Source organism: Halomonas sp. (assembly GCF_033549285.1).
Lineage (GTDB): Bacteria > Pseudomonadota > Gammaproteobacteria > Pseudomonadales > Halomonadaceae > Halomonas.
The window spans coordinates 43,065-63,012 of sequence record NZ_JAWSUJ010000009.1 but is presented as its reverse complement, the minus strand read 5'-3'; the positions used below and the strand labels follow the sequence as shown (position 1 = coordinate 63,012).

16 protein-coding genes and 1 pseudogene are annotated in these 19,948 nt (G+C 65.4%); 4 read left to right on the top strand and 13 right to left on the bottom strand.

All coding sequences use genetic code 11. The features are described from left to right. Positions 1–54 precede the first annotated feature (54 nt). The gene (locus SCI24_RS03715) at positions 55–1,086 is read left to right on the top strand and encodes a Fe(3+) ABC transporter substrate-binding protein (RefSeq protein WP_318724070.1); all 1,032 of its coding nucleotides are present in this window, start codon (positions 55–57) and stop codon (positions 1,084–1,086) included. 81 nt (positions 1,087–1,167) lie between these two features. Here SCI24_RS03715 and SCI24_RS03710 read toward each other — a convergent pair whose 3' ends face one another. Together SCI24_RS03710 and polA are read right to left on the bottom strand one after the other, a co-directional pair. After that, positions 1,168–1,677 (bottom strand): hypothetical protein, encoded by a 510-nt coding sequence (locus SCI24_RS03710; protein ID WP_318724069.1) that lies wholly within the window; start codon positions 1,675–1,677, stop codon positions 1,168–1,170. Between the two features lie 105 nt (positions 1,678–1,782). Further along, complete coding sequence (gene polA, locus SCI24_RS03705) at positions 1,783–4,551, bottom strand: DNA polymerase I (RefSeq protein WP_318724068.1); 2,769 nt, start codon at positions 4,549–4,551, stop codon at positions 1,783–1,785. 155 nt (positions 4,552–4,706) lie between these two features. Between polA and SCI24_RS03700 the strand changes: the two genes are divergently transcribed. From SCI24_RS03700 to speA, 3 genes are all read left to right on the top strand, one after another. Continuing rightward, the gene (locus tag SCI24_RS03700) at positions 4,707–5,000 is read left to right on the top strand and encodes a DUF2782 domain-containing protein (RefSeq protein WP_318724067.1); all 294 of its coding nucleotides are present in this window, start codon (positions 4,707–4,709) and stop codon (positions 4,998–5,000) included. Positions 5,001–5,122: 122 nt separating this feature from the next. Continuing rightward, positions 5,123–6,082: a homoserine kinase gene (locus SCI24_RS03695; RefSeq protein ID WP_318724066.1), complete on the top strand. Its 960-nt coding sequence runs from the start codon at positions 5,123–5,125 to the stop codon at positions 6,080–6,082. Continuing rightward, positions 6,079–8,001 carry a biosynthetic arginine decarboxylase gene (gene speA, locus SCI24_RS03690; protein ID WP_318724065.1) on the top strand — a complete coding sequence of 641 codons (1,923 nt, stop codon included), beginning with the start codon at positions 6,079–6,081 and terminating at the stop codon, positions 7,999–8,001. Before SCI24_RS03695 ends, speA begins: the two co-directional genes overlap by 4 nt. Positions 8,002–8,080: 79 nt before the next feature. Here speA and SCI24_RS03685 read toward each other — a convergent pair whose 3' ends face one another. The 11 genes and pseudogenes from SCI24_RS03685 to SCI24_RS03635 form a co-directional block, all read right to left on the bottom strand. Continuing rightward, positions 8,081–8,746: a fumarylacetoacetate hydrolase family protein gene (locus SCI24_RS03685; protein WP_318724064.1), complete on the bottom strand. Its 666-nt coding sequence runs from the start codon at positions 8,744–8,746 to the stop codon at positions 8,081–8,083. Positions 8,747–8,849: 103 nt separating this feature from the next. Then, positions 8,850–9,854, bottom strand: coding sequence for an ectoine hydroxylase (thpD, locus tag SCI24_RS03680; protein ID WP_318724063.1), 1,005 nt, complete (start codon positions 9,852–9,854; stop codon positions 8,850–8,852). 564 nt (positions 9,855–10,418) lie between these two features. Next, the gene (locus SCI24_RS03675) at positions 10,419–11,360 is read right to left on the bottom strand and encodes a tyrosine-type recombinase/integrase (RefSeq protein WP_089686966.1); all 942 of its coding nucleotides are present in this window, start codon (positions 11,358–11,360) and stop codon (positions 10,419–10,421) included. Next, positions 11,357–13,141, bottom strand: a complete 1,785-nt coding sequence (mobH, locus tag SCI24_RS03670; protein WP_318724079.1) for a MobH family relaxase — start codon at positions 13,139–13,141, stop codon at positions 11,357–11,359. Before mobH ends, SCI24_RS03675 begins: the two co-directional genes overlap by 4 nt. Positions 13,142–13,411: 270 nt before the next feature. Then, a complete protein-coding gene (locus tag SCI24_RS03665) occupies positions 13,412–15,640 on the bottom strand; it encodes a DEAD/DEAH box helicase (RefSeq protein ID WP_318724078.1) in 2,229 nt (742 codons plus the stop codon). 128 nt (positions 15,641–15,768) lie between these two features. Continuing rightward, entirely contained in the window at positions 15,769–16,011 is a 243-nt protein-coding gene (locus SCI24_RS03660; RefSeq protein ID WP_318724077.1) for a plasmid related protein, read from the bottom strand. 150 nt (positions 16,012–16,161) lie between these two features. Further along, positions 16,162–17,322: pseudogene (locus tag SCI24_RS03655) on the bottom strand (DUF6094 domain-containing protein); the annotation flags it as partial. A gap of 17 nt (positions 17,323–17,339) precedes the next feature. Next, entirely contained in the window at positions 17,340–17,933 is a 594-nt protein-coding gene (locus SCI24_RS03650) for a hypothetical protein (protein WP_318724062.1), read from the bottom strand. 82 nt (positions 17,934–18,015) lie between these two features. Further along, positions 18,016–18,630 carry a DUF3275 family protein gene (locus SCI24_RS03645; protein WP_318724061.1) on the bottom strand — a complete coding sequence of 205 codons (615 nt, stop codon included), beginning with the start codon at positions 18,628–18,630 and terminating at the stop codon, positions 18,016–18,018. Between the two features lie 93 nt (positions 18,631–18,723). After that, entirely contained in the window at positions 18,724–19,263 is a 540-nt protein-coding gene (radC, locus tag SCI24_RS03640; protein ID WP_318724060.1) for a RadC family protein, read from the bottom strand. Between the two features lie 77 nt (positions 19,264–19,340). Continuing rightward, on the bottom strand, positions 19,341–19,706 hold the full coding sequence (locus SCI24_RS03635) for a hypothetical protein (RefSeq protein WP_318724059.1): 366 nt from the start codon (positions 19,704–19,706) through the stop codon (positions 19,341–19,343). Between the last annotated feature and the right edge of the window lie 242 nt (positions 19,707–19,948).

Below are 19,948 nucleotides of genomic sequence, written 5' to 3'. Positions count from 1 at the left end.
GTAATGCAAAGCATTATCATTCGAAACCGCAACCCCACAACACGAGGTGTCTCCATGCCGCTGAACCGCCGTCTCGCCATGCCCCTCGCCGCCCTGGTGGCCGGCTCCGCCATGGCCTCCCAGGCCGCGGCCGCCGAGGAGCTCAATGTCTACTCGGCTCGCCACTACGACTCCGACGAGGCGCTCTATGCCGCCTTCACCGAACAGACCGGCATCGAGGTCAACGTCCTGGAGGGCGACTCCGACCAGCTGATCCAGCGCCTCAAGCTGGAGGGCGAGGCCAGCCCCGCCGACGTGATGATCACGGTGGATGCCGGCCGCCTGTGGCGCGGCGAGCAGGAGCAGATCTTCGCCAGCGTGGAGTCGGAGGTGCTCGACGAGCGGCTCCCCGAGTACATGCGGCACCCGGAAGGCAAGTGGTTCGGTTTCAGCCAGCGGGTCCGCGCGATCTTCATCGACCCCACCGAGGTCGATGCCGACGAGATCACGAGCTACGAGGACCTGGCGGACCCGAAGTTCGCGGGCCAGGTCTGCATCCGCTCCTCGAACAACATCTACAACCAGTCGCTGCTGGCCTCGCTGATCGCCCACCACGGCGAGGAAGAGGCGGAAGCCTGGGCCAAGGGCGTGGTCGACAACTTCGCGCGTGACCCCGAGGGCGGCGATACCGACCAGATCCGCGGCGTCGCCAGCGGCGAGTGCAACATCGCCCTGGCCAACCACTACTACTACGTGCGCCTGGTCAACTCCGACCAGGAAGCCGACCGCGAGGCGGCCGAGAAGGTCGAGATCGTCTTCCCCAACCAGGACGGTCGCGGTGCGCACGTCAACGTGGGCGGAGCCGGCATGGTGAAGGGTGCGCCCAACGAGGAGAACGCCGTGCGCTTCCTCGAGTTCCTCGCCTCCGACGAGGCCCAGGAGCTCTTCGCCTCCGGCAACTACGAGTTCCCCGCCGTGGAATCCGTGGAGACCGATGGCGTCATCGCCTCCTGGGGCGACTTCAAGAAGGATGACCTGAACGTCAGCGTGCTGGGCGAGAACAACCCCGAGGCCATTCGGATCTTCGATCGCGTCGGCTGGCGGTAAGCCTCCGCTTCGTTGCCGGAAGATGAAGAGGGCCCGCGGCAGACGCCGCGGGCCTTTTCGCTGCGACCGGGCAACCCGGGATCACGTATCGCTGGGCAGCGGTGCGGCGTGCTGGGCATTCTGGAAGACGCTCAACGTGCCCATGCGCCGCCCACGGTCGTTCAGGAAGGTCTCCAGGATCACCACCGCCGACTGCCCCTCGCGGGTGAACGCGAGGCGATCGGCAGAGGTGCGCTGCAACTGCCAGCCCTCGCCGAGGCACTGAGTGATCGCCTCGCCACCCTTGACCAGGGCGCCGCGGGGATCGTCGCTGGCCAGGGGGCCGAAACACAGGTAGTGATCGGGCCGCCGTGCCGCGGTAATCACGCAGGCGTCGTGGAAGGCCTGGGTATCGGTCTGCCACGTACGTGTCAGAGGGGTGGTCCTCAGGCGCCCCTTGATCTCGGCGAACCCGGTATGGGCGCTCGACACGGCCCGGTTCAGTGCCTGACAGTCAAACAGCGCCTCCGTCGGTGGCGTGGGCTGGCTCGCACACCCCGAGACCAGGAGCACCCCCGCCCCGATCAGCCATGCCTTCATTGTTGTTCGCATCTTCGTCTCCTTGTTTGACTCAGGTCACGCCGGCCCAGATACCAGATAAGGGCAACATAACACTACAAGGCCGCGCTATCGCATTGGCGCGGCATACGCCATGAATCAGTGCGCCTCGTCCCAGTTGGCCCCACTCTCGGCCTCGACGGTCAGCGCCACATCGAGTTTCGCGGCGCCTTCCATGCGCCCCTTCACCTCCTCGATGAAGGCCTCGACCTGGTCCTCGGCCACCTCGAAGACCAGTTCGTCGTGGACCTGCATCACCATCACCGCATCGAATGCCTCGCCCGAAAGCCAGGCATCGACGTCGATCATCGCCCGCTTGATGATGTCCGCCGCGGTGCCCTGCATGGGGGCGTTGATGGCGGTGCGCTCGGCCCCCTGGCGGCGGGCGCGGCTCTGGGAGCGGATCTCCGGCAGGTGGAGACGCCGGCCGAAGACCGTCTCCACATAGCCATCCTCGGCGGCCTGGGCGCGGATGCGCTCCATGTAGCGGGCCACGCCGGGGTAGCGGTCGAAGTAGCGGTCGATGTAGGTCTGCGCCTGGCCGCGCTCGATGTGCAGCTGCCGGCCCAGGCCCCAGGCGCTCATGCCGTAGATCAGCCCGAAGTTGATCGCCTTGGCGCTGCGCCGCTGGTCGGGCGAGACCTTGTCGAGCGCCACCCCGAACACCTCGGCGGCGGTGGCGGCATGGATGTCTCGCCCCTCGGCGAAGGCCTCGAGCAGCCCCTTGTCGCCGGAGAGGTGGGCCATGATGCGAAGCTCGATCTGCGAGTAGTCGGCGGCGACGATGCGGTAGCCCGGCCGGGCGATAAAGGCCTGCCTGATTTTTCTTCCTTCTTCGGTCCTGATGGGGATGTTCTGCAGGTTGGGATCACTGGAGGAGAGCCGGCCGGTGGCGGTGACCGCCTGGTGGTAGCTGGTGTGCAGCCGCCCGGTGTACCTGTTGACCAGCCGCGGCAGCTTGTCGGTGTAGGTGGACTTGAGCTTGGCGAGCCCGCGGTGCTCCATGATCACCTTGGGCAGCGGGTAGTCCAGCGCCAGCTCCTCGAGCACCGCCTCCGCGGTGGAGGGCGCCCCCTTGGGGGTCTTCTTGATCACCGGGATCTTCTGCTCCTCGAAGAGGATCTGCCCGAGCTGCTTGGGGGAGCCAAGGTTGAACTCGCGGCCGGCGAGCTCGAAGGCGCTGGCCTCCAGCTCGCGGATGCGCGTCTCGAGCTCCCGGCTCTGGGCATGCAGCCGTTCGGGGTCCAAGGCCACCCCGGTGCGCTCCATGCGCGAGAGCACCGGGATCAGCGGCAGCTCGATCGCCTCGAGCACCTCGGCGAGCCGACCCTCGGCCTCGACGCGGGGACGCAGCTCCCGGTGCAGGCGCAGGGTGATGTCGACGTCCTCGCAGGCGTAGGGCGCGGCCTGCTCCAGGGCCACCTGGTTGAAGGTGAGCTGCTTGGCGCCCTTGCCGGCGATCTCCTCGAAGGAGATGGTCTTCTCCCCCAGGTACTTGAGCGCCAGGGAATCCATGTCGTGGCGGGTCGCCGTGGAGTCGAGCACATAGGACTCCAGCATGGTGTCCTCCAGCGGCCCGGCCACCGCGATGCCCTGGTTGGCCAGCACCGAGATGTCATACTTGAGGTTCTGGCCGACCTTGGTCCGGCCGTCGCCCTCCCAGAGCGGGCGCAGGGCCTCGAGCACCGCCTCGCGGTCGAGCTGCTCGGGGGCATCGAGGTAGTCATGGGCCAGCGGGATATAGGCCGCTTCGCCAGGGTCCAGCGACAGCCCCACGCCCACCACCTGTGCCTCCATGTAGTTCAGGCTGGTGGTCTCCAGGTCGAAGCAGAAGGTATCGCTCGCCTCGAGTCGCTCGAGCCAGGCATCGAAGTCGGCCTGCGCCAGGATGACATGGTCCTCGCGGCCGGCACGGCTCTCCGTGCCGGTCGCCCCCTCGTAATCGGCCGGCACCGGCGTGCCGCCCGCCGCATCGTCGACCCCCTCGTCCTTGCCCTCGAGCAGCTCGGAGAGCCAGGCCCGGAACTCCAGCCGGCGATAGAGCTCGAGCAGCGCCTCGCGGTCGGGATGGGCGATGTCCAGGTCGTCGAGTCCCACCGGCAGCTCGCAGTCGGTCTTGATGGTGGCGAGCTGGTAGGAGAGGAAGGCCTGGTCGCGATGCTCCTCGAGCTTCTTCGGCAGCGTCTTGGCGCCGCGAAAGCTAAGCGTCTTGACCTTCTCCAGGTCGGCATAGAGGGTCTCCAGCCCGCCTTCCATGCCCTGCAGCAGCCCCAGCGCCGTCTTCTCGCCGACCCCAGGCACGCCGGGAATGTTGTCGACCTTGTCGCCCATCAGCGCCAGGAAGTCGATGATCAACGCCGGCGGCAGGCCGAACTTCTCCTTCACGCCGTCGACGTCAAGGGTCTCGTCCTTCATGGTGTTGACCAGCGTGATGTGCTCGTTGACCAGCTGGGCCATGTCCTTGTCGCCGGTGGAGATCACCGCATCGCGGCCCGCCTCGGTGGCCTGGCGGGCCAGGGTGCCGATGACGTCGTCGGCCTCCACCCCCTCGATGCACAGCAACGGCAGGCCCAGGGCCCTCACGCAGTCGTGCAGCGGCTGCACCTGGGAGCGCAGGTCATCGGGCATCGGCGGCCGATGCGACTTGTACTGCTCGAACAGCTCGTCGCGGAAGGTCTTGCCCGGGGCGTCGAAGACCACCGCCATGGGGCTGTCGGGATAGTCCTTGATCAGCCGCTTGAGCATGTTGAGCACCCCCTTGATCGCCCCGGTGGGCTGGCCGTCGGAGGTGGTCAGGGGCGGCAGGGCGTGGAAGGCGCGGTACAGGTAGGAGGAACCGTCGACGAGAACGATGGGCGAATCGGCCATGTAGGGCATCCATTGAAGCGTGGCGTGAGGTGATCCTGATCATCCATGATACGCATTGCCGCCGCCTTTTGCCGCGGGTGGTAGGCCGGGCGGCCGCTAACCCCTACACTGGGGGTATCCCTGCTTCCCCGCCCCGTGCGGCCCTGGAGGTCATCATGATGAAGTTCCCGAGACGCTCGATCACCGCCCTGCTGCTGGCCCTCGCCCTGGCCTGTGGCGGCAGTGCCCTGGCGCAGTCCTCCGCCGACCTCGAGCCGGACATCACCGTGCGCCAGGAGGAGGAGCGCACCATCCGCGAGTACCGCGTCAACGGCGAGCTCTATGCCATCGAGATCCGCCCCTCCTCCGGCCCCTCCTACTACCTCGTCGACCACGACGGCGACGGTGACTTCGAGCGCCAGGAGGGCGACCGCATCGCCGTTCCCCAGTGGGTGCTGAAGACCTTCTGACCCCGCTGCCATCCCGCTTCCGACTCCCGACCCCGGCAGGGCAGCCGCCGCGACCGGGGCGCGTGCATCGGTGTGCCAAGTCGCTACAATAGGCGGCTTGGCATTCCCCGGGCGAGAGACACATGGCTGTATTCACACCGCTTACCGAACCTCAGGTCGCCGAGTTCCTCAGCCGCTTCGATGCCGGCTCGCTCGTCTCCCTCGAAGGCGTGCCCGCCGGCACCGAGAACACCACCTTCTTCGTCACCACCGACCGGCGCGAGCTGGTGCTGACCCTCTTCGAGCAGGGCGAGCACGAGGAGCTGCCCTTCTTCGTCGAGCTGCTCGACTACCTGGACGAGCACCGCCTGCCGGTGCCAGGCCCCCTGCACGACCGCGACGGCGTCGCCCTGCACACCCTGGCCGGCAAGCCCGCCCTGCTGTTCCCCAAGCTGCCCGGCCGGCACCCGAAGGACCCGAACCTGGCGCAGTGCCGCGAGCTCGGCGACACCCTCGGGCGCATGCACGTGGTCTCCCGCCACTTCCCGGGCCACCGCCCCAACCCGAGGGACCTGCACTGGCTGCTGCCCATGCACCACAAGGTGCTGGTCTACCTCTCGCCGCAGGACCAGGCACTGATGAAGGACGAGGTGGAGATCTACCAGGGGTTCTTCGGTGACGCCCCGGCACTGCCCCAGGGCGCGCTGCACGGCGACCTGTTCCGCGACAACACCCTCTTCGACGGCGACCGCCTGGGCGGGCTGATCGACTTCTACAACGGCTGCACCGGTGACCTGCTGTTCGACCTGGCCATCGTCATCAACGACTGGGCCACCGGCCCCGACGGCTGCCTGGATGCCGCGCGCCACGATGCCATCCTCGCCGCCTACCTGGCGCGCCGGCCGCTGAGCGCCGCCGAGCGCGACGCCTGGCCGATGATGCTGCGCCTGACCGCCCTGCGCTACTGGCTGTCGCGGCTGCTGGTGGTCTACGTGGACCCGCCGGCCCACGACCTCACGCCACACGACCCCGACCAGTTCCGTACCATCCTCACGGCGCGCCTGGACCATGGCGCCCTGCCGCTGCCCGAGGTGAGCGAATGAGCCTGTCCAAGAGCAGTGCCGCCGGCCCGGCACAGCGCGCGCGGCGCACCTGGAACATCGACCAGTGGGGCAGCGGCTACTTCGACGTCGACGACTCCGGCCATGCCCTGGTGCGCCCGCTGGGCAGCGAGGCCGAGGGCCCGGCGCTGCCGCTGGACGACCTGGTGACCGAGCTGCGCCAGGCAGGGCTGCGCCTGCCGGTGCTGGTGCGCTTCACCGACATCCTCCACGACCGCGTGGAGCAGCTCTGCGCGGCCTTCGATACCGCCATGCAGGAGGAGGAGTTCGGCGGCGGCTACACCGCGGTCTACCCGATCAAGGTCAACCAGCAGCGCCGGGTGGTGGAGGAGATCCTCGGCACCCAGGAGCGCGGCCATGGCCGGGTGGGGCTCGAGGCCGGCAGCAAGCCGGAGCTGCTCGCCGTGCTGGCGCTCTCCGGCGACGGCCCCTCGCTGATCGTCTGCAACGGCTACAAGGACCGCGAGTACGTGCGCCTGGCGCTGATGGGCGAGAAACTAGGCCACCGGGTCTATCTGGTGGTGGAGAAGCTCTCCGAGCTGCCGCTGATCCTCGAGGAGGCCGAGCGCATCGGCGTCACGCCGCGCATCGGCCTGCGCGCCCGCCTGGCCACCGTGGGGCGCGGCCGCTGGCAGAACACCGGCGGCGAGAAGTCCAAGTTCGGCCTCACCGCCAGCCAGGTGCTGGCGGTGGTGGAGCAGCTGCGCGAGGCGGATGCCCTGGCCAGCCTGCAGCTGGTGCACTTCCACCTCGGCTCGCAGATTGCCAACATCCGCGACATCCAGCGTGGCCTGCGCGAGTGCGCGCGCTTCTACCAGAGCCTGGTGGCGCTGGGCGCACCGGTGGACACCGTGGACGTGGGCGGCGGCCTCGGTGTCGACTACGAGGGCACCCGCTCGCGCAGCTTCTGCTCCGCCAACTACTCCATGCTGGAGTACGCCCGCAACGTGGTGTACGCCTTCCGCCTGGCCTGCCAGGAGTTCGAGCTGCCCCAGCCCCATCTGATCAGCGAGTCGGGCCGGGCGCTCACCGCCCACCACGCGGTGCTGATCACCAACGTGATCGGCGAGGAGCGCATCGGCGACGAGGCGCCCCCCCGCCGGGTCGAGGGCGACCCCCAGGTGGACGAGCTGTGGCGCGTCCACGACCTGCTGCACGACCAGGCCGAACCGCGCGGCCTGGTGGAGGCCTGGCACGACCTGGTGCAGGCCATGGGCGAGCTCCACGAGCGCTTCGTGATGGGCCTCACCGACATCACCGCCCGGGCCGAGGGCGAGGGCGTCTACTTCGCCGCCTGCGCCCGGCTGCGTGCGCGCCTCGATACCCGCAACCGCGCCCACCGCGAGATCGACGACGAGCTGGCCGAGAAGCTCGCCGACAAGCTGTTCGTCAACTTCTCGCTGTTCCAGTCGGTGCCCGACGTCTGGGGCATCCAGCAGATCTTCCCGGTGCTGCCGCTGACCGGCCTGGACCACGAGCCGGTGCGCCGCGGGGTGATCCAGGACATCACCTGCGACTCGGACGGGCGCATCGACGGCTACGTGGATGGCCAGGGCGTGGAGACCACCCTGCCGCTGCCGGAATGGCAGGAGGGCGACGAGAAGCTGCTGGGCTTCTTCATGGTGGGGGCCTACCAGGAGATCCTCGGCGACCTGCACAACCTGTTCGGCGACACCGACTCGGCGGATGCCGCCCTGGACGGCAACGGCCGCTGGTCGATCAGCCAGATCCAGCAGGGGGACCGGGTCGCCGACGTGCTCGGCTACGTCAACTTCGACGTCGCCGCCCTGCGCGAGCGGCTGGCCGAGCAGCTCGCGCGCAGCGGCCTGGAACGGGCCGAGCAGCAGGCCTTCCTCGACGACCTCTCGGATGGCCTGGAGGGCTACACCTACCTGGAGTGAGCTCAGTTCGCTCCGAATGCGACGACGCCCCGCAGCGCGAGCTGCGGGGCGTCGTCGTTCGGGGCAGGCATGGTGCCGTCTACTCCACCACGCGGGTGGTAACCTCCAGCCCGCCGGTGAGGGTGAAGTGCAGCGTTGCGCCGCGCTCCAGCGGCCCCACCCCGGCCGGGGTGCCGGTGAGCACCACGTCGCCGGGCTGCAGGGTGAAGTGGCGGCTCATCTCCGCCACCAGGGTCGCCACCGGGAAGAGCATGTCCGCCCCCTCGCCGTGCTGGCGCGGCTCGCCGTTCACCTCCAGAGTGAAGGCGAGGCCGCTCCAGTTGGGCACCTGAGAGAGCGGCAGGAAGGACGAGAGCGGGCAGGCGCCGTCGAAGGCCTTGGCGATCTCCCAGGGGTGCCCCTTCTCCTTGAGTCGCGACTGGACGTCGCGCAGGGTCAGGTCCAGGGCCAGCCCGATACCGACGATGCCGCGCTCGGCCTCGTCGGCGGTGACGTGGGAGAGCTCCTCACCGATCAGCAGCGCCAGCTCCGTCTCGTAGTGCACCTCGCCCCGCGTGAAGGGGGCGTCGACCGGCTGCTCCAGCGGGACGGCGGCCGTCGCCGGCTTGATGAACAGCAGGGGCTCGCTGGGCACCGGGTTGTCCAGTTCCCGGGCATGGTCGGCGTAGTTGCGGCCGACGCAGACGATCTTGCCCAGCGGCTCGGGAAATGGCTGGCCATCGGTGAAACGGGGCACGAAACGCATGGCGGTTCTTCTCCTTCTGGTGGTCGCCGCCGCGGTCAGGCGACAAGCCCTTCAGTCTACCCCAGCGACACCGTGGGTCCAGCGTACCGGCATGGCCCGCCGCTCACGATGGCGCCTCGGGCGACCAGCGTTCGCCCGGCTCGTGGGCCAGGAAGCGCGGGCGCCGGCGGTTCGCCCCGAAGGGGGCCACGCAGCGGTTGTCGAGGCGGTTGTAGACGAAGAAGGCGTTGCTGCGCGGGTCCGGTGACATGTTGGCATTGGAGCCGTGCAGCACGTTGCAGTCGAACAGCAGCAGGCCGCCCGCCGCGCCGGTCGGCGCCTCGATGCCATGCCGGTCGATCAGCGCGCGCAGCGCCTCGCGTCCCGGCACCCCGACCTCCTGCTGCTTGAGCGACTGCCGGTGATTGTCGTCCGGGGTCTCGCCGAGGCAGGGCACGAAGACCCGGTGGGAGCCCGGCACCAGCATCAGCGGGCCGTTGAAGTGGTGGTTGTCGGTGAGCACGATGGAGGCGCTCACCGCATGCATCGCCGGCATGCCATCCTCGGCGTGCCAGGTCTCAAAGTCGGAGTGCCAGCTGAAGCCCTTGCCCTCGAAGCCCGGCTTGTAGTTGATGCGCGACTGGTGCACATAGGCCTCCCCGCCGAGGATCTGCCGGGCACGGCCCATCAGGCGCTCGTCATGGGCCAGGCGGGAGAGGCGCCGCGAGAGGAAGTGCACGGCGAACAGCGAGCGGATCTCGTTGCCCTGGGGCTCGGTGATGCTGAAGTCTCGGCCGCGGAAGTCGCCGTTGTCGAGCAGGGCCTCGAGTTCCCGGCGCAGCTCGGCGAGCTCGTCGCCAGTGATGAAACCGGGCTCGAAGAGGAACCCCTGGCGCTCGAACGCATCGAGCTGCGCCTGGCTCAGTGGCCCTTCCTCGGCACGCCCCTTGACCACCCCCTCGTGGCGGCTGAGCCACGGCATGTCCAGCGGCTCGGCCAGCCGGGTGGGATAGGGATCCTGGCCCGGGCGCGGCGCGCTCTTCACGCGGCTCTGGGGGTCGGGGGAATCGACGACGGCGTTGAGGTCAGCCTGTTCCAGCGTGCGGTAGGACGATGTCTGCACTGACATCCAATCACCTCCTGTGAATCCGTGATCAGTCTCAGTTCGAACACGTTCCGACGGCAGGACAGCCGCGGGCGACCCCAGTGAAGGAGCCGCACGATGCCATATGGTGACGCCCTCGGGGGTTTCAAGGGCAACGAAAAAAGCCACCTCGACGGGTGGCCTCTTCTATGCTGCGACTCTTGGTTTTCCTGGCGATGGGCCAGGGACTTCCCGGTGCTTGATGGTGCCGGCAGCAGGAGTCGAACCCGCGACCTACTGATTACAAGTCACACCACCAAAAACCGTTAAAAATCAGTGCATTACGCCTGGCGTAAGGCTTCGTGAAATGCGTATAGAGACAGCCTGAGAATCAGGAATTACCACCAGCATCACACGGCATCATCGAGTAGCTATTGAAGAGGATGAGGCTGCAAGTGTCAACCTGAATCAGGGCGGGCTAATTCAGACGATCGTCAAAGGCAGGCAGGCGCGGAAGGGCTCTCGATGGAAGCAAAAAGCGGTGCCGGGCTGACTCATCAGTCCGGCACCGCCTGGGTCGTGACCGGGTTTGCCTAATGGCGCCCGAGTTTAGAGGCGCCCCTCAATGGCACTGCGCAGGCTGCCGATATCGACCTCGACGTACTCCAGCGTCGTGCTGATGTTGCTGTGGCCGAGCAGCGCCTTGACGATGTGCAGGTTGCGGTCCGGCTCTTTCATCAGCTCAGTGCCCAAGGTATGGCGGAATCGGTGCGGACTCATCTGGTAGCCGCAAATCTGGGAGAGCTTCTGATAGAAGCTCTCCACCTGCCAGGAGTCCATCGTCTCCATTCGGTGCCGAACGCTGAATCGGTTCACATTGAAGAGCTGCTCGCCACGCTGGATACCCACCATCTTGGCCGAATTCATCAAGTTTTCCAGGTGCGGGTAGAGAGCATTGGAGATGGGGACAAAGTGTTCGCGGTTGTTCTTGGCCCCCTGCCAGGTAGCGGTGAGCACGCGACTTTTAAGGTTGATATCCTCTGGCTTCATCAGCAACAGCTGAGTCAGACGGATACCCGTATGGTAAAACGTCTCGAACACGACCTCCCAGAACCAAACAGGGTGGAGTATCGAAGGTTTTTTTCGGTAGAGCTCCATCTTTTTATATAGGCTGATGGCTTCACGCGCCATTTCGACCTGCCGCTTGCTCAGTGTCTTCTTTCGCTTCCTGGGAGAGGTGACCTCCATCTTGGCAAAAGGGTTGAAGGAGGTATCGATCAAGGCATGATCAATCGCATGCTTGAAGAGTATCCGGTTATGCCGGCAGTAGTTATTCCAGCTTGAGTGAGCGAGGTTTCTACCCTCCTCCGAGAAGCAGAACTCCCTCCACTCCCTGACATCATCACGAGTCACTTCCACTGGCAGCTTATCCTGGCCCACGAACCTGCGGAATAGTTTCACCGGAACGCTATAGGAAATACGGCTTCTTTCGGTTAACCAGCGCTCGGAAAAATAGGATTGCAGCAAGTCGTCAAAGGTAAATGATTTCATTCTTCAGGCTTCCCATCAATCAGGTCAATAAAGGGGTTATCAAACACCTCCTTACCCTCCTCCATCAGGTCATCTTTACCCACAAGATACCCAGAAAGCGTGCTCGACTTCTTATTTGGGCCGACCACCTTTACCTTGTGAAAACTTCCGCCATCCTTGTTTTTCTTGTGCAGCTTCAGCTTCTGGAATGAATCCTGAACTTCTTTCCAGCCTTTCTCTTCTCCGCTCACCTCCTGACAATAGCGCTTGAACACCTTGGGGCTGACCAGCATCAGCATTCCATCCACGGCATGCACCAGGGCCTTGGAGTCGTTCATCAATACCTTGTGAGTTTTCAACCCGCCTCGCAGCCAGGCGAGAAACTCTTCCCCTGATGATGAATGCCCGGGCGATGCCTGTTCCGCAAGTTTCTCGGCACCCTCATCAGGATTACGACTTGGCTGCCGCTCCATACCTGGCGCTGCTTTCTCATTACCGCCTGTGGCGATATCAAGAATGGAGGATTCCAGGTCATCCTGGCTTTCCGAAGTTTCTGCAGTTGCAGGCTTTTCACCTTTCTCCTGATCTTTACGATGTTGCCTAGCTTGCTGACTACCTTCACCAATCTCACCAACGTCAATGGCCTCGACACTCCCCGAGAAAACCTCAGGCTCCTCATCACCGCTCCAAACGAGCGACTTATGAACCTTGAGCATGGAAAGATCGGTCCGCCATTCCCCCATCTCGACCCTACACTTCCAGACCGAACGCCCCTCTGGATTCTCTATAATCAGGCCATGGGACTGCATTTCGTCATAGAGGCGAGACTCATTGGATGGCACGCCCTCGATGCCATGGGAAAGCAGATAGCTCTTGATCTCCCGTGGTACCAGCGGCGTCACCAGCCAGAGCGCCTCGGGAGTGACAAACCCCTGAGCGCCTTTTTCATTCAGGCGGATCTTTTCTGTCACGATGTGGCGAATAGCACCTTTGAGCTTGCTCTGTAGGGATTCCCGGGGTGCCTTGTCGATATTGGAGACCTTTCCACCCAGCGACTTGGCCACGCTGGCCCTGTCAGCCTGACTGACAATCTCACCGACAACCCCGGAGCGCTCCGTGTGGCCACTGATCGCGTAAATCACCAGGCCAAACAGCTCCGGCTGGCTTCTCAACCACTCGAGCCCGGGATTGCCAATCACCTCCTTGCACAAGAGGGGGTTGGCCGCAGCGTGAAGGAAGTAGTCTCGCCCCTTGATATAGCGAACGCGATACTGGTCGGGAATGATGCCCTCCCACAGGCACCACCTGCGGCCAGATCTCAGGTATATATCGACGTCGACGATGACCTTGGCGATATCGTGCAGCAGGCAGGCATAGATGACCGCCACGCTCCACAGCTCTCCGGCAGAGGACTGCTTTTCGGGTGTCTCCTTCGGAGGAAGCAGGTGCTGTCGTCTGAGCCTGAGGCCAAACACACAGGTCTCGAGGCCGTGGTCCAGCATGCCACCGGGGTAGCTATGGTGGTGAGATTCCGAGGCTGGCAGCAGCTGGACATGCTCTGCATATCGTTTCAGAGGCTCCTTGACGTAGGCCTCGAACACCAAATCTGTCAGCGAGGTACCTTCCTGAATGGCCTTGAGCAACTGCTGCCGATAAGGCGCCGCCAACAATTCAGCACCAGTACGAGGCACTTCCCAGCCAGGAGCACACGAGTCATTGGGGATATCTGGCAGGCTACGACGCCGGCCGCGCAGAAAACGTAGGTTCAACAATTCTCGCTCCAGGTGATGCTTTCCATGCATCACATACTTGACTCCCCTCGGGAGCCAGTAGAAACGTTAACTGCGATGAGAGAGGTTTCGACCGGGCGATCCGTGCCCAAATCATGCAACTGATATACATATAATGATAACCAGTTGCATTTATTATACCCATATAGTATTTCAGGGATATTTAAAATGACGTAATCTTTATCCTCACCAGACATAGACTCTGGATTACAACTAAAGTCTACGCACCGTCTTCACAGGTAACAAAAAGCCCCTCCGGAGAGGGGCTGAGTAAGGTGAGCATCAACTGACCAACTGCCTGGCCAGGGCCATCTCCACGGAGTCTCCGTCCGTATTGAGGGCATCCAGGCCCGACTCGGGCACGTCTCCCGACGTGCTCTGGGCAACGGCGATCTTCTTGGCCATCAGCGACAGGCAGGCGATCTGTGACGACCCAGCATAGCCGAGGTAGAGCACCTTCACCGGCTGCCGCTGACCGATCCGCCAGGAGCGGCGGGCGGCCTGCTGCAGGGTGTAGACGTTCCAGCCCGTCTGCATGAAGACGATGGTGGGGAAGTCCAGCAGGTCGAGCCCGGTCTTCACCAGGTCCGGATTGGTGATCAGTACGTCGACACCGCGGTCGACCTGATCGGCAATCCAGTCCTCACGGCGCTGGGTCTCCACGCTGGAGCGCAGCACCGCGACCTTGAAGCCCGCCTGAGCGAGCATCGCCTTGAGTCGGCTGCTGGTATCACGCTTGCCGGTGTAGGTCGTGTAGACCAGCACCTTGCGACCCTCCGCCTTCTCTCGCCGGCAGATCTCCACCAGTTCCCGCTCCTTGGGCATCGGCTGCTGCTCGCCGTATAGGCTCTTCACGAACGCCAGCAGGCTGCCCGAACGCGGATGCTTGACCGTCTCCGGTTGGAAGCAGCAGTCCGGCCAGGCCAGCAGCGCATTGAGCACCACGCCCAGCAGGGTGGTGTCCTTGCGTGCCAGCGCCTGTCTGAGCTCGGCGGTCAGTTGACCCTCGAGCCGCCGGTAGGCAAAGGCCTGCTCGTCGTCCATCGGCACCTCGATGAAGTCTTCATCGTAGGGCGGCAGTACATTGCCACCGATGTCCTTGAGCTTGAGGAAGACGGTGAAGGGCAGCACGTAGCGCATAATCCCCTTGGGGCCGAAGCCCGGGGCCTTGACGGTGCGCACCGACAGCTTCTTGCCTCGCGCTGTCTTGTGCGACTCGCCATCGCGCTCGGTGTAGATGTCCTTCAGCACCCCGTGGTCGCGCAGGAACGACATGGCCGCAGGTCCCATCGATCCGCGCCCGTTGGGGCGATATCCGTCCTCGAGCATCTTCGGCGTGAGGATGCGGAACAGCAGGTGGAACAGATCGTCGGCATAGCCGCCCATCAGGGTGCCGGTCAGCAGCAGCGACTTGCGCGCCTTGGCCGCCAGCACGCCCATGGCCTGGCCCTGGGCCGACCCGGCGTTCTTGTACTCATGCCCTTCGTCCACGATCAACAGATCGAAGGTGTGATCCGGCAGCTGCCGCTTGATGAACTCGGTCGGCTGATAGCCGCCTTCACCGAAGCCGAACTCCATCGTGGCCATGGCCCGCTCCATGCGGGCCGCCTGCCGGTCGGAGAACACCAGCTCCCCGTTCTCATCCATGAGGTTGATGAACTCGTGGATGTTGTCGCCCAGCAGCGTGGCTATGAATTCCTCGCCAAACTGCTGCACCAGGCGCTCCGAGGAGACCTTGCCGATGGTGGGCAGCTTGCGCAGCGCCTTGAGCACCAGGTCGCGCTGCAGGTTGCCCGTCGCCCGCTGTGGCCTCATTAGCGTCCAGAGAGGGCTGTAACAGTGCCGGCACTTGTGGCGCCGCTCCTCACGGAGAAACTGTGACAGCGATACCACCTCGTTGTCGCAGTCGACCACCGTGCCACCGCACTGGGGGCAGGCCGCCAGCTCGCCGCCCGGCACGCGCTTGCGCGCCGCGGCGGGACGCCAGTGGAAGCCCATGCGCATACGCACACGCCCCAGGATGAAGAACTCCGGCCGTCCATCGGACGGCTGGCCCAGGGCCTCACGGAGCTTGAGCAGTTTGACCAGAGTGTCCGGGCCGTTCAGCACCCAGACCCTGGCCTGATCGACGGTCTCCAGGATCTCCCGCCGCCACTTGTAGACCAGGTGGGGCGGCGCAATCACCAGGAAGCGCCGATAGCCCTCGCCGTGACAGACTGCCGCGGTGGCGATGGCCATCATGGTCTTGCCGGTGCCCATCTCGGCGTTGATGATGCCCGCCGGCTCGTGCCGATCGAGCAGCAGCGCCGAGATGGCCTGGACCACCTCAGCCTGCTCAGGGAAAGGCGCCCGCTTGAGGGCCGCCATGACGGCCTGGCGACAAGGGTTGGCCTCGCCGTCATAGACCGGGGGATGGGAGCGGTTAAGCGAGGCCAGCAGGCCATCACCAAACTCCTCCACGAAGGCGTTGAGGTCCACCTGAGGCCCGAAGGCCTCGCCAGACTGCGCCATGCCGGCCGGCGCCGGCAGTTGAGTGATGTCGTTCATGTCCGTCTCCTTTTCACAAGAAAACGGCGGACACTCCCCTCCCCTGGCGGGTTGGAAAGGCCCGCCGTGGGGAATGGCGCCCGGGGCGCCGATCAGTAGTCCTCTGGCAGTAGCAGCGTGGTGACGCTGCGATCTGCCTCGGTGATGATCCAGACGGTGAGCAACTCACCGACCCGGTAGGACGAGAGCAGCCTGTCACCGTGGATCAGGGCCTGCTCGTTGCTCTGGCGGTCCTCCTCGGGCAGGTCACCCCAGTCGCCGGTGACGTGTCGTCGGAGTAGCGCCATGGGCGAGACCTCGCCTCGCTCCACTAGCTCGTTGACGGTCCGAGTCATCACCACGCGCCCTACATCGAAGCGGCGTGGATCCGGCCTCGCGGCACGCTCGGCGACCTGGTTGAGCGGTGCAGGGGCATCGTCTGGCCCGGCATCTTCCGCCGTGCTACCCGCCTCCGGTTCGCCATCTCTGGCCGCCGGCGTCGAGGTAATGGTCAGAAGCTGCCCACAACGAGGCGAGTCTGGCGTCATCTCCCAGGCGCGGATCACCGGCACAAAGCGGTCGGTGAGCACGCGGGTCTCGGTGATGGAGCCATCCTCCCCCTCGGTGAACTCGGTCTTGGCGACCTTATCCTTGTGGGTGTTGCCCTTGACCACCAGGCAGCGCCCGCTGGGCGCAGTGACCACGCCGGAGATCGCCCCGGCCGCCAGCGACAGGGCCAGATGCCAGGAGGAGAGCCGGCGCACCGGGGGACGCGGCGCCAGACCGGTCTTCCCGAACACGCTGCTCACCTCGGGCCAGAGCCCCTGCAGCCGCACGACCTCATCGGCCAGCTGCTCGGCATCGAGCGATACGCGGTAGAAGTGACGCAGCTCACCCTGAGCCGCCGGCACCACGTAGGGCGCAAAGGGCCACACCTCCGGGATCACCTCGGGCGTGACCTCCTTGTTCCCCACGCGCAGCAGCTGGGCGCGCATGGCCTTGGCCTCCTGGCTGCGCTCCGCCTCACGGCGTCGCACCCGACGCCCCAGGATCATGACTTGCTGGAAGTCATCCACGGCGGCGCGGAAGACCCGCAGCTCGGTGAAGTGGTTGACCAGCCAGCCGGTCAGCTCCTTGTCCAGGGCATAGTCGGGGACGATCAACACCATCACGCCCCCATACTGCAGGGTGCCGATGGTGCGCTGGTAGAACAGCTTCTCCAGGCGCCTGCGCCCCTTGCCCTGATAGAGCTCGTAGCCGGCGTGGTCGGCCAGAAGATCGCCGTAGGGCGGATTGAGCCACAGACAGCCCATGCTGCGCGGTGAGATCACCGTGTCCATCAGGTCGCCTTGCAGGCCCCTATCCACCAGGCCAGTCATCGAGACGGCCCGCTCGACGTGATACTCCACGCCGCAGGCCTGAACGCGCTCGCGCCCTAAGTGGTGCGCAAGCTCGGCGATGGCAGCGCCCTCCCCCGCACAGGGGTCGAGCACCCGCATCCGGCCGGCGCTGGCCGGGCTGAGCGCCTGAAGCACCCGCTCGAGCGACGCCTCGTCCGTGGGGAAGTAGCCATTCCTGGCGAAGTTGCGCGCAATGCGCTGAAACATCAGTGCCATGCGACACCTCCTGTCGGTTGGGTTTGGTAGGCGCGGCCAGAACGGCCGCACCGCGGTGGAACGAGAGCTCAGGGCTCGGGGGTGAGCACGCCGGCGCGGATCATGCCGCTGAGGCGCAAGGCCAGGTCGTTCTCGTCGAGGGAGATCTCCCAGGCCTGGATCGGCCCCTGTGAGAACTGGGCCGGAAGCACCGCATGCTGGGCATGCAGCAGCGTCATCACCGGCGCCTGCCAGTGATCCAGCAGTGGCAGCGGGCAGAGCTCGCGCACGCGAGGCCACAGCTGGTCATTCACCGGGCAGGTGCCCTCCTCGTCGTCGAGCAGCGCGATGCTGTGCAGGTTGGCGCGATCCGGCGTGATGCAGCGCTGATCGAAGAGCCACACGTGCACCAGGGTGCCGAAGCGAGTCTGGCGCACCCGGGCGGAGCGCCGGGAGTAGCGGTCCATGTCGCCAAAGACCATGGCGTGGCGAGTGTCGCCCTGGCACAGATGCAAGGTATCCAGGCCGTTGTCTGCCGTTGGCAGCGTCAGCCTGGCCAGCAGCTCCTGGAGCGCCGTGTCCCGCCCCCACAGGGAGAGGAACAGGCACTCGCGCTGCCGGCCAATGCAGAACGCATCGGCGTACAGGTCCAGGCACTCATCGAGGGTGTAGAGCTCGGGCATGATGGTCTCCATCGGTTAGCGAAGATCGATGGGGACATCCCGAGCCCAGGGCATCGAGATGCCCCGGTGGGGAGTGGCTGCCTCAGGCAGCGGCTTGCCAGGTCTGCGTCGGTGCCTGGAATCGGTAACCCAGTTCCTTCAATCGACTCACCTGACGGCGGAACAGCGCCCGATCCACGGTGGGATCGAGCTTGACGCTCGGCCCCAGGGGCCAGAGCAGGCCGAAGAGCTCGGCGTCGGGGTTGGCCTCCTGGCCAGCTGCGTGGGTATCAGGTGCTTGCGGCCTAGGCACCTCGCCGGCTTCACACTGAGGCGGCGGTGCCATCGGTTCGCCCGGCTCAGGCGTGGATGGGGGTGGTGGCTCGGGAGGCACAGGTGCGGCCTCCTCCTCCAGGGGATCCATCTCCGCGGAGTCGAAGCGTGGGCCATGCTGGGTCACCAGCATGCCGTCCTCGGTCAGCAGCATATCGCCAACCTTGGCACGGACCTCCACGACCAGCCGGCCACCGGCGAAGTAGCTCGCTGGACGGATCTGAATCAGCAGAAACTCGCCCTCAAACACCCCTTCGCTGAACTGGTCCAGCTGAGGGTCCTTGATGACGAACTCGCCGATCGAGGCCGCCAGCCGGCCCACGTTGAAGGGGCCGTTGCGCCCATGAATGGTGCGGACGGTGAGCCGCCCGGGGATCTTGATCATCACCAGACTCCTATTCGACAGGATGCGAGAAGAGCGGACGGGGCCGGCAGCGCCGGCGCCCGTCCGTGAAGCCTCGGGCAGGAGCCCGAAGGATCAGAGGTAGCCCCGCTCCGCGAAGGAGACCGAGTCAGAGCCACCCACCACGATGTGGTCGAGCACGCGAACTTCGATCAGACCCAGTGCTTCCTTAAGGCGCTGGGTGATGCGTCGGTCCGCATCGCTCGGATCGGGCTCCCCGCTGGGGTGGTTGTGGGTGAAGATCACCGCACCGGCGTTGTGGTGCAGCGCCGCCTTCACCACCTCCCGCGGATAGACCGAAGCGGAGTCGAGGGTGCCGTGGAACAGCTCGCTGAACTCGATCACGCGGTGCTGGGTGTCCAGGAAGATGGCACCGAACACCTCGTGGTCGTAGCCGGCCAGCTTGAGCCACAGAAACTCACGTACCCGATTGGGTGTATTGAGCTTCATGCCCTTGGAAACGGAGCGCTCCACCACCTGCCGCGCCGCATCGATGACGCGGTCATCAGGGGCCGCCAGGTAGTTGCCGTCGCTGTCGCGCACGAACAGCTGAGGCGCGCTGGATGGGGAGTAGCGAGAATCTGCCGGGAGGGCAGCTGCTGAGGCGTGTGTCATGACCAGAACCTCCGGACATGACCGAGACCGCCCCCTCCGGGAGCGATGTCCCGGTCGGGGTGGATAGTGAGGAAGGGTTACGCGGCGAAGAGCGGCGCGTGATTCAGCTCGTCGTGGCGAGCCACCAGCAGGTAGTCACCATGCTGACGGTCGTTCTGCACCACGAGGGCCTCGAGCTCGAGAGCCAGAGGCTGGTGAGGGTTCCCGCTGGGCGGGATACGATGGTGAGTCAGCCGCACCGCCTGGGTCCCTGCCGGGTACCCGGACAACTGGCTGGCCACGCTCTGCAGCAGTAGCTGGAATCGTTCGATGGGAGTGACCCCATACTCCGAGACCACGAGCTCTGCGACATACATACAGTCGTCCATGACCCGCTCACTGATGCGGACCTTGCCCACAAAGCCGTGGTCACGCGCCAGAGACGACATATCGTAGGATTTCATGGTGGATCTCCTGTGGGAATGCACACAAGGGACACACCTTCCCCACCGGGAATGTGAATCCCCTGGTGGGTGATGGCACGTGAGTGCCGAGGAAGAGGTTAAGCATCCAGCCCGGGCAGGCGGCCTCGTCTCGGGATGCGCGAGGCCTTGGGAGGTGGCGTACCGCTTAGCGGCGCACCCTTGGAACGCCTGGGTGCCGGGGTGCCTCGGTTGGTGCCGGTCGAGACCACCGGGCCGCCATG